The 15600-nt window shown below is 24.8% G+C and carries 17 protein-coding genes and 1 pseudogene; 16 read left to right on the forward strand and 2 right to left on the reverse strand.

What is annotated here, in order from left to right; all coding sequences use genetic code 11:
* Positions 1 to 78: 78 nt before the first annotated feature.
* The 6 genes from GOM42_RS14925 (at position 79) to GOM42_RS14950 (ending at position 5048) form a co-directional block, all read left to right on the forward strand.
* Complete coding sequence (locus GOM42_RS14925) at positions 79 to 384, forward strand: hypothetical protein (RefSeq protein WP_252597733.1); 306 nt, start codon at positions 79 to 81, stop codon at positions 382 to 384.
* Between the two features lie 14 nt (positions 385 to 398).
* Positions 399 to 1418, forward strand: coding sequence for a DNA (cytosine-5-)-methyltransferase (gene dcm, locus GOM42_RS14930; RefSeq protein WP_140562555.1), 1020 nt, complete (start codon positions 399 to 401; stop codon positions 1416 to 1418).
* Between the two features lie 16 nt (positions 1419 to 1434).
* Positions 1435 to 1608 (forward strand): hypothetical protein, encoded by a 174-nt coding sequence (locus tag GOM42_RS14935; protein ID WP_003458785.1) that lies wholly within the window; start codon positions 1435 to 1437, stop codon positions 1606 to 1608.
* Positions 1605 to 2639 carry a DUF4417 domain-containing protein gene (locus GOM42_RS14940; RefSeq protein ID WP_252597734.1) on the forward strand — a complete coding sequence of 345 codons (1035 nt, stop codon included), beginning with the start codon at positions 1605 to 1607 and terminating at the stop codon, positions 2637 to 2639. Before GOM42_RS14935 ends, GOM42_RS14940 begins: the two co-directional genes overlap by 4 nt.
* 87 nt (positions 2640 to 2726) lie before the next feature.
* Complete coding sequence (locus GOM42_RS14945; RefSeq protein WP_110035246.1) at positions 2727 to 4133, forward strand: amidoligase family protein; 1407 nt, start codon at positions 2727 to 2729, stop codon at positions 4131 to 4133.
* A gap of 603 nt (positions 4134 to 4736) precedes the next feature.
* Positions 4737 to 5048 (forward strand): hypothetical protein, encoded by a 312-nt coding sequence (locus tag GOM42_RS14950; RefSeq protein WP_031942694.1) that lies wholly within the window; start codon positions 4737 to 4739, stop codon positions 5046 to 5048.
* A gap of 559 nt (positions 5049 to 5607) precedes the next feature.
* Here the strand turns inward: GOM42_RS14950 and GOM42_RS14955 are convergent.
* Positions 5608 to 6117: pseudogene (locus GOM42_RS14955) on the reverse strand (hypothetical protein); the annotation flags it as partial.
* A gap of 135 nt (positions 6118 to 6252) precedes the next feature.
* Here GOM42_RS14955 and GOM42_RS14965 point away from each other — a divergent pair.
* Together GOM42_RS14965 and GOM42_RS14970 are read left to right on the forward strand one after the other, a co-directional pair.
* A complete protein-coding gene (locus tag GOM42_RS14965) occupies positions 6253 to 6660 on the forward strand; it encodes a hypothetical protein (protein WP_031942697.1) in 408 nt (135 codons plus the stop codon).
* 63 nt (positions 6661 to 6723) lie between these two features.
* The gene (locus GOM42_RS14970; RefSeq protein ID WP_031942698.1) at positions 6724 to 7608 is read left to right on the forward strand and encodes an Rpn family recombination-promoting nuclease/putative transposase; all 885 of its coding nucleotides are present in this window, start codon (positions 6724 to 6726) and stop codon (positions 7606 to 7608) included.
* Between the two features lie 379 nt (positions 7609 to 7987).
* Here the strand turns inward: GOM42_RS14970 and GOM42_RS14975 are convergent, their stop codons facing one another.
* A complete protein-coding gene (locus GOM42_RS14975; RefSeq protein ID WP_252597735.1) occupies positions 7988 to 8860 on the reverse strand; it encodes a GGDEF domain-containing protein in 873 nt (290 codons plus the stop codon).
* Positions 8861 to 9523: 663 nt separating this feature from the next.
* Between GOM42_RS14975 and GOM42_RS14980 the strand changes: the two genes are divergently transcribed.
* The 8 genes from GOM42_RS14980 (at position 9524) to GOM42_RS15010 (ending at position 15500) form a co-directional block, all read left to right on the forward strand.
* Positions 9524 to 9688, forward strand: coding sequence for an SWIM zinc finger family protein (locus GOM42_RS14980; protein ID WP_015141764.1), 165 nt, complete (start codon positions 9524 to 9526; stop codon positions 9686 to 9688).
* A 118-nt stretch (positions 9689 to 9806) separates the two neighbouring features.
* Complete coding sequence (locus GOM42_RS14985; RefSeq protein WP_015141765.1) at positions 9807 to 9953, forward strand: hypothetical protein; 147 nt, start codon at positions 9807 to 9809, stop codon at positions 9951 to 9953.
* A 57-nt stretch (positions 9954 to 10010) separates the two neighbouring features.
* The gene (locus GOM42_RS14990; RefSeq protein WP_015141766.1) at positions 10011 to 10256 is read left to right on the forward strand and encodes a hypothetical protein; all 246 of its coding nucleotides are present in this window, start codon (positions 10011 to 10013) and stop codon (positions 10254 to 10256) included.
* A 334-nt stretch (positions 10257 to 10590) separates the two neighbouring features.
* Positions 10591 to 10659, forward strand: coding sequence for a hypothetical protein (locus tag GOM42_RS14995; RefSeq protein ID WP_236907228.1), 69 nt, complete (start codon positions 10591 to 10593; stop codon positions 10657 to 10659).
* Entirely contained in the window at positions 10640 to 10774 is a 135-nt protein-coding gene (locus GOM42_RS15690; protein WP_015141767.1) for a hypothetical protein, read from the forward strand. Before GOM42_RS14995 ends, GOM42_RS15690 begins: the two co-directional genes overlap by 20 nt.
* A gap of 921 nt (positions 10775 to 11695) precedes the next feature.
* Entirely contained in the window at positions 11696 to 12214 is a 519-nt protein-coding gene (locus GOM42_RS15000; RefSeq protein ID WP_015141768.1) for a Cys-Gln thioester bond-forming surface protein, read from the forward strand.
* Between the two features lie 110 nt (positions 12215 to 12324).
* A complete protein-coding gene (locus tag GOM42_RS15005) occupies positions 12325 to 13422 on the forward strand; it encodes a SpaA isopeptide-forming pilin-related protein (protein ID WP_242122282.1) in 1098 nt (365 codons plus the stop codon).
* A gap of 44 nt (positions 13423 to 13466) precedes the next feature.
* The gene (locus GOM42_RS15010; RefSeq protein WP_031942701.1) at positions 13467 to 15500 is read left to right on the forward strand and encodes a SpaH/EbpB family LPXTG-anchored major pilin; all 2034 of its coding nucleotides are present in this window, start codon (positions 13467 to 13469) and stop codon (positions 15498 to 15500) included.
* Positions 15501 to 15600 lie beyond the last annotated feature (100 nt).

The raw sequence follows: 15600 nt of genomic DNA on the forward strand, positions 1-15600 counted from the left end.
TATATATAATTTTATTTTTTGTTTTATTAATTTATACTCAATTACGAGTATTTCGTATTTAATGATATGGAGGTTATTATGAGAAATCTTAATTGCATCTTATGTAATAATTTTGATAAATATAAAGAATTCAATTGTATGTATTTTAAGATAAAGATAGAAGATTCTGAAGTAGCAACAAAATGTACTAACTTTATTCCAAAAAGAAAGGAAAGTAGAAAGCCTTGTAAGGATTGTATATATTACGTACGTAATCCAAAGGTAATTCAAGTTAAGAAGAATAAAGTTGTTTTTGATAAAAGATTTTATTATTGTCTACGCCTTAATAAGCGAGGGACTTATTTTAGAAAGGTTAATTGTAAATACTTTTCAGAAGAATTATAAAGGAGGAAGAGTTTATGAAGGTATTAAGTTTATTTAGTGGAATAGAAGCTTTTGAAAGAGCTATTGAGAATAAAAATATTGAACATGAGATAGTTAATTATTGTGAAAAGGATAGGTATGCAAGTTATGCTTATAGTAAACTTTTTAGGTTATCTGAAGCTAAGAATTTATGGGATGTTAATTGGGTTGATGGAACACATTTTAAAGATATATATCTTGTAACTTATGGCTTCCCATGCACTGATATAAGCTTAGCGGGAAGCTGTAAGGGAATAATTAAAGGTGAAACAAAATCCGGGTTGCTATTTGAAGCACTAAGGATTATAGAAGAAGCTAGACCTAAGGTTGCTATAGCCGAAAATGTTAGAAATTTAGTAAGTAAAATGTTTATTTCTGATTTTCATAATTTAATTAATGAATTAGATAGATTAGGATATAACTCCTACTGGAAAATACTAAGTGGAATTAACTATAATTCGGCCCATTCTAGAGAAAGAGTATTCATAGTCAGCATCAGGAAGGATATAGACAACGGGAGCTTTAAGTTTAAAGAAGGAAACGATAATCTAGTTACACTAGAGAGCATTACAGAAAGTTTTGTAGATGAAAAATATTATTGTAAAGATAATTCTTATTTAAAAAACTTTTTAAATAAGGTTAATAAAAGAGTTTGTAAGGATAAAGAGCCTAGTAAATTTGGTCTGGTTAGAGTTGGAACAATTAAAAATCCACATATGTTACAAATGAATAGAAGGGTTTTCTCAGAGCTAGGAGCTAGCCCAACCCTTGTAACTGGATCTGATAGTATTCCTAAGATTATTCAGTGTAAGGTTAGAAAACTTACTCCTTTAGAGTGCTGGAGACTTATGGGATTTTCGTCTGAAGATTACTGGCTAGTTAGAAAAGCTCTTGAAGAACAATTTTATAACGGGAAAGACTGTACTGATACTCAAATGTATAAGATGGCTGGTAATAGTATTGTAATCCAGGTAGCAGAAAGTATAATTGAAAGCTTAAAAGGAATATTATATTAAAAATTGAGGTGAGAATATGGGTGAAATATTATTAGAATTTCTAAAAGAAACTCGTATTATAAATAGACAAGCTAAATTGTTAATAGAAGATAAGAATAGTTTATCTTCTTCAGATAAAGAAATGTTGAATAAAATTATATTAAACACATCTAAATCTTTAAGTAAGTTAGGTTCAGAAATTAATTTATGATTAGTTTATGTGGCAGAGATTGTAATAGCTGTGTTATGAAAAAAGAAAAGATGTGTAATGGATGTTCCATGTGTGATGTTTCTTTTTGTAAATGTGGTGAAAAAAGAAAGCGTTGTATGGTTGTTTGTCCTAATAAATTCGGTTCTTTTACTTTAGTAAAAAATACTATAGTAAAGGAACCATTAATCAGAAATAAACCTTTAGATTTACCAATTTATATACCTGTAATGCCTGATAAAATCAAAAAAAATTTCAATTTTAAGGCCAATAAAAATATAATTGCTATTCATGGAGAATTCTTTTTAAATGCTGCTGGAGGCAAAATAACGGGAGCATATAATCCAGGATTCAAAGCTGCATTAAATTTAAAAGAAGATTTATCCGGAATATTAGAATTTTATATAAAAGATAGGACCTTAGAAGGCTTTTGGGATAATCGAAAATCTATTTATAAGGAATTAAAACACCAGGACTTTTTAGGAATAATAGCTCCTAATTTTTCTGTCTATGAAGATGCTCCACGCCTGGAACATATATATAATATTCAACGTTCTAAAACTGTTTATAATGAAATGATAACTGAAGGCCTTCCGGCTATTCCGGATATATCTTGGTACTCAAAAGAAGATTTAAACTTTTGGATAAGAGAAATTAAGGCCAATAATATAAAAACTATAGCTTTTAGTTTCATGAATGTAGATACTAAACTTAAAGCAAGTAACTCATGGAAACACTACTTGCTAGGATTTAAAATTTTAAATTTTAAAATACCTTTAGATGTAAAAATAGTGGTTGTAGGTATTTCTTCAGTCCAAAGAATTGATGAAATCCTTAAAATAAGTAAAAGTAGAAAAATATCTTTTATGCATCAAGCTGCTTGGGTTAATAGTAGAAATGGAGTATCTGTAAAAGATAAAAAACAATTAGATAAATCTATCTCTAAAGATGATATTTTCAAAAATAATCTAGAATTTTATACTAATGAGTACAATAAATTATATGAGAAGTATAATAAACAGCCCAATTTATGAAACGTTTTTAATTAGTGCAGTTCTTGCACATATAAGAAGTATAGCAATAGCTGTACTTCTTTTTATTTTATGAAAGAGGTGATTTTTATGCCGAAAAGAAGAAGCAATACTATTGCAAATACAACGGAAGGATTAATTGGTGGCTCAGGATCTAATCTTTCTGAAGGAATAATAGAAGATTTAGTTAATGCTGTTAATGGTAGATTAGATAATATTGTAACTGTACAAGGATTATCTAGGACCAGAAACAGAATTGAAGATATAAATATAGTTTCCTTAGGTAATAATCGATATGAAGTAAGTTCAACTGAAGGAGGAACTTACATTGTTGATATGAATGAAAATAGCTGTGAATGTAGCCAATATGTTTATAGAAATGAATGCTGCAGACACTTAATAGCGGTCAGAGAAGCTTTAGGCGAAGTTGCAGAAGTAGATACTATAAACAATGTAGAAGCTACTAGAAGAGCTAGGGATATAAGAGATGAAATAAATAGAAATATTCGTGGGGAAGAACAAGACGATAATCATTTCTATACAGACAATGAAGCTGATTTTGATAATGATTTTGCAGAGATTAATGACGATTCTATAGAGTATGAGTACGAAAACGTACTAAACGGAAATAAGAGTACATTTGGAGTTGAACTTGAATTTGTTGGTGGTGATGCTAATGCTATAGCACGAGAACTCTATGATTTAGGTATAGTTAGTTTTCCTAGAAGATTAGGCTATCACTCAAGAAGTGAGCCAGGCAAATGGAAGCTTGAGAGAGATGGTTCCGTATCCGATGGAGATGCCGGTGGAGAAATAGTTTCTCCTATTCTTAAAGATACTCCAGAGACCTGGGAACAAATAAAAGTAATATGTGATGTTGCTAAAAGACATGGGGCTAGAGTAGATCAAAGGTGTGGTGGCCATGTTCATATAAACATGGAAAAACTAGATACTGCAAGACAAAGATGGAGAAGATTTTTTAAGACTATAGAAGTATATGAGGATTGTATTTATAGAGCTGCAGGTGGAGATTTAGGAAGAGTAAGAAGTAATGCTAGGCATTATGCCATTCCATTTAGTCCTAGGGCCGATGAAAGTAAATATATAAGATTTAATATGGATAATGATGAAGATGTAAGAAGAATGGCAGCAGAAGTTTCAAAAGGAAATAGATATTATGGTATTAACTTAACTAATATAGCAAGAGATAGAGCTCCTACAGTTGAATTTAGGCATTTTAACGGTTCATTAAACGAGAAGCAAATCCAGGCTAATATAAAAATGGCTGCAGGTATAATAAATGCTGCAGAAAAAGCAAGATTTAGAGATACTGAAGATGAAATTTTCAAAAAGAGAGGAAATATTCTAAAGAATACTTCAAGACTAGGAGGAACCCAAACTAAAAAGAAAATGATGGAGTTTTTAGACTTAGCATTTCCACGCAGAAAAGATAAAAATGCAATATTAAATGTTTTTAAGAAAAATGAATGGAGATAATATACTTTTATAGAAAATAATATTATAATATTAATGAATATTATATTTAATAGTCATACATTTTAAGTTCATTTCTAAAATTAAAATAACAAAAAAGCTCTAATTATTCTTTGAATAATTAGAGCTTTTTTGTTTTCTTAATTTTTCCGATATAGCATGAATACAATATTATTATAAAACCTTTACAATAAAAAATAAAGATATTTTTAAACGTTTTCTATTTTAAATCTAAATTTAGAAAAATTAGTTAGTATACTTAATAAATTTATAGTATAATAATTTTAAGCTATTACTATGTAAATAGTCATTTTTTCCTTACATGATTTTGAGAAAACAAAGAAAGCTCTACTTAAAATAAGTAGGGCTTTCTTGTTTTTACTTAGGCACTTATACATGAAGTTTTTTTTTATATTTTAACTTAAATTTCAAGAAAAATAAAGAGTAATATATTGTTTATTTATTAAGTTTAAAATTATAATTAAGGTGTATCTTTTAAGAGTTTTTATATCATAATTATAGCTTTTCACATTTCAACTTATAACGAAGAAAGTATCTATTTTTAGATACTTTCTTTTTTTATTTTTATATGAGGAGTGATTATCCTTGAATGATTTAATAAGAACAAAGATACTAGCTTTTTTACAATGGAATGATAAAAATGGTTATTATACTGACGAACGATGTGACTTGGAAGAAGTTCAAAAATTATCATTAGAAGAAAGTATAAAATATTTTTTGGGAGTGATAAATTCAGATTTTTATTATTCAATAGCTGATAATATCTTTGAGCTAAGCTTTTATGAAATAATAAAATATGCTAAAGATTATAAGTTTTATAATCAAACTTATAAAAAGTTAAAATTATTGATAGATAATAATCCTAATGAAAATTTATATAAAAATTTACTTGAATAAAAAAATAAAGTTACTTATTTTTAAGTAACTTTATTTTTAGTGTTTATGTATTTAAAGACAAGAAAAATTAAATAGCCATAATTATTATAATTTAAATATCAAAATTAATAAAGCCAGTTAATAAATAACTGGCTACCTAGATAGATTCAAGAATCTTCAAATAGTAGAAGATATAATTATTTTACAATAAAAATTAATTATTTTCAAAAATATTAATTTCTGATAAAATAAAATGGTCAACATTTTTTGAATTATATTTTTAAAGAGCAGTTCAATTTTCGGGATTTTGAGCTGCTCTTTTTATTACTGATAATATCTACGATTGGTTTTTAAAATGAATATAAATCTTAATATCTTTGGTAAAAATAAAAGCATAAGCATTCCTGTTAAATAAGCTATTCCACTATAATTTCCAACGATATAATAATTATTAGTAGCATAAAAATAATATACTAACATTACATATCTACCAAGCTTAATTAATTTCATATTTGAAAAACTAAATATACATGAAGCTATTAATAATAAAATCCATAATATCTTAATCCCATTTTATTTATTATTCATGTAAAATTTTATGAATTACTCCAAAGCTGCAATTATTTAAAGTGGCAAGCTCTTTTATTGTTTTTCCTTCTTTTCTTTGAGCTCTTATCATATTTTTTTCTTCTTCAGTAAATCTAGGTTTTCTACCTGCTCCACGACTATTCTTTTTAGATTTTTCTTTAAGATCTAAATATTCTCGACTTACTCTCATTAAATCCATTCTACTATCTACATTAAATTTCTTATAAATTCCTGATAATACATCACCATAATATTCTTCAGTTTCTTTATTTTTATTTTTTAAACTCTCAATTTCTGATAAAAATTTATTCTGTTCAAATTCACTATTATTCAATAGTTTAACTGTAAAATAAGTGTTATAGCCTTCATTTCTTCTTTCATATATTTGAGATATTTTTTCTATTTTAAAAAGCTTTCTTAATTCATTAATTAATATTTCAACTTCATCTTTTGAGTTAGTTTCAATTCTAAATTTAAACCCTTCTTAGGCATAAGTTTTATTATTTCTTCTTGATTATGCTTATTATTCTTAAGTTCATTTAGAAAAATTTCTTTTAAATTATCCTTCATACCATCATCCTTTATATTTAATATGATAAAATGAAGTTATAAAGATAAGTGGGGAGAAAATGGCAGTATGATAGTGATTGATAAATCTTTAGGTGAAATAAATCCTGAAAGTTATTTAATAAAAAATGCTAAAGACAATACATATCTTTTAGTATTATCTAATAATCTTAATGGATATAATTATTTTGAAGTGTACATAGATAAACTAAATAGAAGTATTCATGTTTTTGATAGTCTAGAGAATAGAAAAGGGGGAACTAGTGCTATTAATAGTGTAGATAGAATATTAAAAATTAGAAGGCCTTTAAATCTAGATCTTGACTATAAGCTTGTGATATATTACCCAGATCATAGTATATTCAAAGCTTGTATAACAACTTATCATGAAAGAAAAGGCTTTAATAAAAATAGAGATTATGTAACTTATATACCTTTTCTGAAGAAAGCTGAATTATTTCTAAAAAACAGATTTTAAATAGAGTTTTTAGAGAAAACTATACTATAATTAGAGTATAACTATTGAAAGGAGCAAATTAAAATGGTGTACAGAACATTACTAAATCCACAAATAGATTTTGTGTTTAAAAAGATATTTGGTACAGAAAAAAACAAACCTATATTAATTAACTTTTTAAATGCAGTAATAAAACCAACAACTCCCATAAAAGATGTAGAAATCAAAAATAACGATATAGATAAAGATTTTATAGAAGATAAATTTAGTAGACTAGACGTAAAAGCTACAACTAGCAATAAAGAGCATATAAATATTGAAATCCAGGTTAAAAATGAATATAACATGATACAAAGGACCTTATACTACTGGAGTAAAATGTATTCAGAACAAATACAAAATAGAGATAACTATAATAAGTTAGAAAGAACTGTCTGTATAAATATATTGAATTTTAAATATTTAAAAAATGATAAATATCATAATGCATATAGGTTAAAAGAAATAACTTCAAATGAAGAACTTACAGATCTTCAAGAAATACATTTCATTGAGTTACCTAAATTTAATGAAATAGGTAATAAAGAATATGTTGAGAATGTTGAAAAAATGGATGCTCTAGAAAAATGGTTAGAGTTCTTAGTTGAACCTGAAAGTAATACTGTAAGACAACTAGAATTAAGCAATGAAGAAATTAAACTAGCGAAATCTGAACTATACAGGCTTAGTATGGATAGTAAGGAAAGAGAACAGTATAACATGAGAGAAAAGGCTATATATGATAGAATATCAGCTTTAGAAAATGCTGAAATCAAAGGAAAGATTGAAGGTAAAGTTGAAGGTAAAATAGAGAGAGAATTAGAATTAGTAAAAGAGTCTTTGAACCAAGGGTTAGAAATATCATTAATTTCAAAAATAACAAGATTAAGTGAAGAAGAAATATTAAAGATAAAAAATACTCTTAAATAAAAATAGGTATTTTTATTTAACTAAGTCTTAGAGAATTCTCCTACTTCTATAAGTAAAGAGCAATTCGGTTGAAGATTTATATTGTTTATTATATTTAGATAAAATTTTATTCACTCTATAAATTTTATTTATTATTAACTTTTATATTACTATATGTCAAAGTATAAAAGGGAATCTTTAAAAGGATCCCTTTTATTAAAATTTTTGAATAAATTTAATTATAATTTTAAAGGCAATTAATGTCTTTTTTTGTGTAGCATCAAGAAAATATCTATTTACAAAGTTAAAAGAATTTAAGTTAATGTTATTGATACCAAAATATAAATATTGATTTAATGTATGAAATTCGTATTCTTAAATAATACCATTAATTAAATTCTCATATTACAAATTGATTTTTGCCTAAATTTTTAGCTTTGTACATAGCTAAATCAGCTTCTTTATATAAATTTTCATACAAATTTTCATCATATTCTTTAGAGATAGCAATACCAATACTGCATGTTACTTCTATTTTTTTATTTTCATGACATACATATATAGGAAATAAATTTATTATTTCTTTGGCTTTATGAATTATATATTCTTTATCTTTAAATTCAGGAAGAAAAATCATAAATTCATCACCTCCCAATCTTGATATACATTTTGTATTTTTAAATAATTTTTTAAATTTAAATGCTACTTCACAAAGGAGAAAATCACCTTGCATATGACCAAAAATATCATTTACTAATTTGAAATTATCAAGATCAATTATAAACATAGCAGATGGAGTTAATTTGTTAGAGCATTTAGTAATAAAATCTTTTGCTGCCTTTCTATTTAATAGTTTTGTTAAACTATCTGTTTCACTAAGAAAAGTTAATTTATTTTTTAATATTATATCAGTATATTTTATTTTAGTGAAATACATATTTATTCCAGTTGAAAAGCTTAGTACCAATAAATTATCTATTATATAATTTAAAATTTGTATAGAAGGTATAGTTCCCCCATAATTGAAAATAGTAAGAAAAGTATCTATTATTAAAATAATAGCAATAGTACTAAAGTAGTAATAACTTGGTCCTATAATAGTAACTGCACTAGCCATTATTATACAAATAAGCAAATTATATGAAGTGAAGTACTGAAATTCTAAAAAAAGAAGTATAAAAAATATATTTAAATATGCAATTATAAATGAATATTTTTTATTTTTTTTAAATAAACCCCAAACAGATAATATCCTAATAATGAAGTAATACATTCAAGATAATATCCCAATTTATTTTGAATTATACTTACTTTAAAATTTAAATTAATGATATAAGATAGAGCACCATAAGAAATAAAAAAAATAAAAATCCATTTAGATAAATTTTTCTGAGCATATATTATATAATTTAATATATCATCTGAATAATTTTTTAAATTCTTTATAAACAAAATAATTCATCTCCTTATTCTTTTGATTGCTAATGGATTAAATATAAATTTAATAAGTTCATATTTAATATTATAAACTAATTTTAATATTATAATATAATAATCAATTCAAATATATAATATAATAAAAAAAGAGTTTCAAAAATTTTTGAAACTCTTTTTTGTGATGTTCAACTTAATAAAAATACTAAAAAAAATTAAAATATTAAGAATGTTAAAGATTTGCAAAGAATTTTATTGTAAATTTTTAATATTATAAAAAGAAAAAAATCTCTATCTGATAATAATAGTTTAAATTTAGTTTTTCATACTATATTTTTAGTAAACATAATATAATTTTTCTGAAGGAATAATAGAAGATTTAGTTAATGCTGTTAATGGTAGATTAGATAATATTGTAACTGTACAAGGGTTATTTAGGAACAGAAATAGAAGTGAAGATATTTTAGAAAATAATAGATATGAAGTAAGTTCAACTGAAGGAATGACTTACATTGTTGATATGAATAAAAATAGCTGTGAATGTGCCCAATATGTTTATAGAAATGAATGCTGCAGACACTTAATAGCGGTCAGAGAAGCTTTAGGCGAAGTTGCAGAAGTAGATACTATAAATAATGTAGAAGCTACTATAAGAACAAGACGATAATCACTTTTATACAGACAATGAAGTTGACTAACAAATTTTGCTAAGAACTCAAAAGAAGTTGAAATAGTACAAAAGTTATTTAATGATTATATGGATAGAGGAGTTGCTATAGATAAACATGAAGAGCTATACGGGTATATTAGAACTTCTGTATATCAAAAAAAACAATAGAATATCAAATATAATATTATTCCTAGGAATATACTTAGGAATAATATTCTTAATATTAAGTGCTACTGTATTAGCACTTCAACAATTATCATAAGCTAGTGATAGTGGCGAAAGATATAAATCTTTAAGAAGAATTGGTGTATCTCAAGAGATGATAAATAAATCAATATTTAAACAAGTAAGTGTTTATTTTGGATTACCATTAGTTGGGGCTTTAGTACACTCATTAGTTGTAATAAAAGTTGTAAGTGAATACATATCAAGCTTAAATAAACTAAATATAGGAGCATCATCATTATTATCTTACTTAGTAATGGTAATTGTTTATGGTGGATATTTCTATGCAACATATATTGGTTATAAGTTAACAGTAAAGAATTCTTTAAAACAAAAATAATTATAAAATCTAATAATATATTAGATTTTACACAGTCTTTTATATTATGTCTACTTAATGAGTTGCACATCAATAAGAAAAAATTTAAGTTTAATTCCCAGTTTTTTAATAATATATAAACTGGGAATATTTATATTGTAGCATTTTTTTATATTAAATCCTGCAATACAATAAAGTAATAATCATATAAAGAGAGGTTTTATATTAATGATGCTTATCATAAACTTTATATTTAATAGAATCATAGATATTAATTAATATATTCCTAAAAATTTAAAATATAAGGAGAGGATTTAATTCAGATAAGCTTGGTGAATTACTTTTAAAACGGGTAATAGGTCTATCAGGAGAGCATGTTGAGATAAAAAGTGATGATTCAATTTATGTGGATGAAAAAAATTAAAGAAGATTATGTTAAGTATCCAGGTGGAAAAACAAATATGTCTTTTGATGTATCAGAAGGAAAGTTTTTAATATTAGGGGATAATAGAAATAATAGTGATTATGCCATATATTAGAAGAACCAATATATAGATGGAAAATATATAGATGCAAAAACTCAAGTTATTGTGTATCCATTTAATTTATTGTATAAAAATCTAACACAAATTTGCCTTCTTAGAATTAAATATTAAGGAGGTTAAATTAAATAGTATTACTTAGTTTAGGATAATAAAATTAAAACCTAATTGTTGAAGTATACATATTAAAAATTTGTTTAACTATTAATATAACTCTAATTTTTCAATTGAAGTTATATTAAATAAGTACAGCAGTTCCTGTTGATACTTATGATGACATTAATCTCATACATATAATTGCATTTTTTTCTAATTGTTTAGTATCAATAACTATTCGTTCTATAGATATTTTTCTAGCTTCTGTTAGCATTTTTTATATCCTATCATTTCTCCAGCTACAAGATTTTTTAGAAAATCCAATATATTTGCCTATATGTTTACATCTTTTAGTATTTCTTTTTACTTCTTGTATTTATTTTTCTGGTACATTATCAATTATTAATATAATCATTTTTAATACCTACTTTATTGAATAATAATAAATTTACTAAATGAATTCAATAAAAGAGGTATCTTTTTTAAAAAAAAATTAACATTTTTTTAAAAAGATACCTTTTAAAATTTATTATATTATCATTTTATTATTTAAATAATAAAAATAATAATATCTATAAAAAAAATGTAAAAATTTTTTTATAGTAGAAATAAATTACAATTTATAAAAAATATTTAAAATAAAACTAAATATTTTTTTAAATAATAATTTTTGTTTAAAATTGTTGTTAACAAAATATTAAAATAATTTAGTTTACTTATAAATTAATATTGCAATTTTTTATTTAATAAATAAACTAAAGATATCAATATATATCAATAAATTTAAACTTTATAATTACAATCATTTAGAAAGGAGTTTATATGAAGAGATTTTTAAAATCATTAAGTTTTATTATTTTAATTATTTTTAATTTTTCTCTAATAAATGTATTTGCTATCACAAAGGAATATTTGGCATATAGTAAGTACACTTCAGAAGGAACGGCTTTTTTTGTAAATGATGATGGTGAAAAAACAGTATATTGCTATAATCACGATTATAAGCCGCCAGGAAGTCCTAATGAGGATTCTATTAATAAAACTTATTATACTAGAGAAGAAAGTTATTTAAATACAGATGACGAGCTTATGGATAAATACGGTAAAGAGATTAAGGAAAGAATTGCCGCTCTTTTAGTATATGGGTATCCATTAAATTCATCAAATTTAATGGAACAATATGGTTTATATGAAGATCAAGCTAGATATATTACACAACAACTTGTATGGGATATAACTAATGGAAATGATGCTCCGTTTGGAGACAAATATGGTATGTATGGATATTATGATAAATTACTTGAATTATCAAAAATAAAAAATTCGAACAAGGAAATTTAAATCTTATAGGAAATTTTAAATTTATACAAAGAAATGGAATATATTTAACAGATAAGTTATCTACTACAGGGAATAGTGGTTCATTTACAATAACAAATTTACCAGAAAATATGACAGTAAAAGATTGGACTACTGATCAAATCTTAAATGATAAACCTATAAAGGTTGGTCAAGAGTTTTATATAGAATCTTCTGCTAAACCAGATTTAAGTTTAAAATTAAAGATTAATTATAATTATCAAGAAGTAAAATTTTATTTTTACAAATATTCTAGAGGTGGACTTAATACAAAACCAGCTCTGCCATACCAAAGCTTAATAAGAGCTGAATTGGAAGATAAATTTATTGAAAAACCTTATGAAATATCTATAGATGGAAATTTTGTACCAAGTCAAGATATAGGTAAAGTAGTTTTAACCAAAAAAGACTCTCAAAATGGAAATGTACTTAAAGGAGCAGTATTTAACTTACAAAATCAAAAGGGCGAAGATATTAAAACTAATCTTACAACCGATGAAAATGGACAAATAGTATTAAATGATTTAGCTCCTGGAGATTATCAATTTGTAGAAATAGAAGCTCCAAATGGATATGAACTTGATAAAACTCCAGTTAAATTTACTATAGTTGTAGGCCAAAGAGAAGCTATTAAAGTTGAAAAGACTAATATTTTAGCAACAACTAATCTAAAAATTTCTAAAATTGATAGTAATACTAAAAATCCTTTAAATGGATCAGAATTTGAAATTTATTCACAAAATGATACAAGCAACCCGTTAAAATTTATTACTATAGGTTCTTCTGGTCAATATGAAGTAAATACCATTGGGGAAAGTATTTTAATGGCTAATGGAGTTGATAGTTCTTTTACAATTAATAGATTGGAATATGGAGACTATATTTTAAAAGAAATAAAGGCTCCAAGTGGATATAAATTAAGGGAAGATATTTATATTCATTTAGATAAAAATAGTAGCTATTATAAAAGTGGTTCAGATGGAGAACGAATCAACTTAAGTAAAGATGAAAATTTTAATTTATATAGTATTAATGTTGAGAATGAAAAAGGAATTATTTTACCAGAAACAGGTGGCAATGGTTTTATTAAACTTTATAATATAGCATATGTTTTAATAATTTTAACTATAATGTTATTTTTCATATATTTAAAGTTTAATTATAAAAATTACTTTAAATATATGAAATAATAAATTTGATTATATAAAATACATTTATTTAGGAGGAATTTTTTGTGAAAAAATATTTATCTATAATATTATGTTTAATGTTTTCATTAATTTCTGCAGTACCAACATTTGCAACTACAAATAACGAATATCATGCTTATAGTACAATGGATGGACAAATATTCGTTATTGAGGGTAATTCAGATGAAATTGCTTATTGTTATCAGAAGGAAAAATTACAACCACCTTTAAAGAAAGAAGATATATCTGATTTACCAATATATGAAAAAGAAAGTTATCAAATGAATGATTTGTTAAATAAACAAATTGCAGCTATTTTATATTCAGGTTATCCTATTGACTCTTATAAAAAAATAAATGAATTAGGTATTAATATAAATCAAGCTATTAGACAAACTCAAAATGCTTTATGGGCAGTTATAGCTGGCGATTTTGAATTGACTAATGTAAATCGTGGCGAAGGAGCTTACTATGATTTTTTAATAAAGCAAGCTCAAAATGACTTAATTCAAAATACAGCAATAAATAAATTAAATGTTTATTATTATAATCATAAGCTAAAAGACAAGTTTGATATAAATAGACAAGATTTAATTAGAGCTACTTTAAAAAGTAATGAAGATCAGGAAAATACTAAAAATGGAAGTATAACTGTAAAAAATGAGAATGCAACGTTTAATGGATATAAAATTTTAGATGCTACTCAAAGTGGAGATGCTTTTATATACACACCAACTAAAGACTTTGAAAATTTCTTTAATAATGATCAATATGGAAATTATGATGTTGCTAAAATAAAAGATTTAACTTCAGATGAAACTAAAATTTTTGCTGCTGAACTTCATAAGTATGTTATTGATCAAAATATAAACAATGTAATTAATATTGATGGGAATGTTAAAACAACTGTGGATTTAGGATATTATTTAGTTTTAGAAACTACTGAAGCATCTCAAGGAGCTGCTGTTGTTTCTACAGCGATGCTAACGCCAGTTCCAAAAAAAGAAAATGATAATTGGCAATATGATGTAATTCTTGTGCCAAAGGATTCTTCACCTACTTTAGAAAAGAAAATAGTTATTGATAATCAAAAAACAGATACATCTACAGCTAATATTGGAGATATAATAAAATATGAAGTTAATGCAACTATACCTACATATGAACCTAATGCCCAAAATATAGTTTATAAATTCAATGACACTATGAGTAAAGGACTTACTTATGATGAAGAATCTGGATTTATAATAACTTCAGGCGATAAAACGTTTATAAAAGGTCAAGATTATACTATTACTCAAACAAAATCTGAAAATGGTGAAACTAATATAGAAGTTAGTTTTAAATATGAGAGCATTAAGGCATATTCAACTTTACCTATTACATTAAAATATCAAGCAATTTTAAATGAAAATGCAATTGTAAACCCTGAAATTACTGATGGAAATACTAATAAAGTTACACTTACCTATACTAATAATCCAGATTTAGAATCAAACTATAAAGTTTTAGAAGATAAAGTAACAACTTATACATGGGGATTCGGAGTTAAAAAAGTAGATTCAGAAAATATTTCAATAGATCTTGCAGGCGCAGCTTTTTCTGTTAGGGATAAAAATGGTAATGTAATTGGTAAATATACGTATGATTCTACTGGAAATGTGGTTTTATTAAAAGGAAAGGGTGTAACTGATAAAAATGGACGAGTTATATTTACTGGTTTAAAAGAAGGAGATTACTTTATAAAAGAAGAAAAAGCTCCTAAAGGGTATAGCCTTTTAAAAGAACCAGTAAAAGTTACTATAACAGCTCAAAAAGATGATAATGGAGAGTATACTGGTCAAGCAACTATATCTGTAACTAATGGCAATGAAGCTGGAAGCATAATAAATAATATTACTATGAATGATGGCAATGTATTATTTAATGTACAAATTAAAAACTATGCTGGTATTTCACTTCCAGGTACAGGTGGAATTGGAACAGATGGATTCATTAAAATAGGGCTAGTTTTATTAGGGGTTGTTATTATTCTAGGTGCAGGATATGTTGTCTTAGATAAAAGAAAGAGAATTTAATTAAATAAAAATATACTTCTTCTATTTTTATTTTAAAGTAGAAGAAGTTTTTTATATAATTTATAAAGGAAGTAATTAGACAAAATAGTTGTCTAAAATA

The sequence above is a fragment of the Clostridium sp. 16K-1-R1 genome (assembly GCF_023921145.1).
Classification (GTDB): Bacteria; Bacillota; Clostridia; order Clostridiales; family Clostridiaceae; genus Sarcina; species Sarcina perfringens.

Excerpts from the sequence above, each read along its gene's own strand:
- GOM42_RS14925 (WP_252597733.1), top strand. The coding sequence starts at position 79 with ATGAGAAATCTTAATTGCATCTTATGTAATAATTTTGATAAATATAAA.
- dcm (WP_140562555.1), top strand. The coding sequence starts at position 399 with ATGAAGGTATTAAGTTTATTTAGTGGAATAGAAGCTTTTGAAAGAGCT.
- GOM42_RS14935 (WP_003458785.1), top strand. The coding sequence starts at position 1,435 with ATGGGTGAAATATTATTAGAATTTCTAAAAGAAACTCGTATTATAAAT.
- GOM42_RS14940 (WP_252597734.1), top strand. The coding sequence starts at position 1,605 with ATGATTAGTTTATGTGGCAGAGATTGTAATAGCTGTGTTATGAAAAAA.
- GOM42_RS14945 (WP_110035246.1), top strand. The coding sequence starts at position 2,727 with ATGCCGAAAAGAAGAAGCAATACTATTGCAAATACAACGGAAGGATTA.
- GOM42_RS14965 (WP_031942697.1), top strand. The coding sequence starts at position 6,253 with ATGATAGTGATTGATAAATCTTTAGGTGAAATAAATCCTGAAAGTTAT.
- GOM42_RS14970 (WP_031942698.1), top strand. The coding sequence starts at position 6,724 with ATGGTGTACAGAACATTACTAAATCCACAAATAGATTTTGTGTTTAAA.
- GOM42_RS14975 (WP_252597735.1), bottom strand. The coding sequence starts at position 8,860 with ATGTATTACTTCATTATTAGGATATTATCTGTTTGGGGTTTATTTAAA.
- GOM42_RS14980 (WP_015141764.1), top strand. The coding sequence starts at position 9,524 with ATGACTTACATTGTTGATATGAATAAAAATAGCTGTGAATGTGCCCAA.
- GOM42_RS14985 (WP_015141765.1), top strand. The coding sequence starts at position 9,807 with ATGAAGAGCTATACGGGTATATTAGAACTTCTGTATATCAAAAAAAAC.
- GOM42_RS14990 (WP_015141766.1), top strand. The coding sequence starts at position 10,011 with ATGATAAATAAATCAATATTTAAACAAGTAAGTGTTTATTTTGGATTA.
- GOM42_RS15690 (WP_015141767.1), top strand. The coding sequence starts at position 10,640 with ATGTGGATGAAAAAAATTAAAGAAGATTATGTTAAGTATCCAGGTGGA.
- GOM42_RS15000 (WP_015141768.1), top strand. The coding sequence starts at position 11,696 with ATGAAGAGATTTTTAAAATCATTAAGTTTTATTATTTTAATTATTTTT.
- GOM42_RS15005 (WP_242122282.1), top strand. The coding sequence starts at position 12,325 with ATGACAGTAAAAGATTGGACTACTGATCAAATCTTAAATGATAAACCT.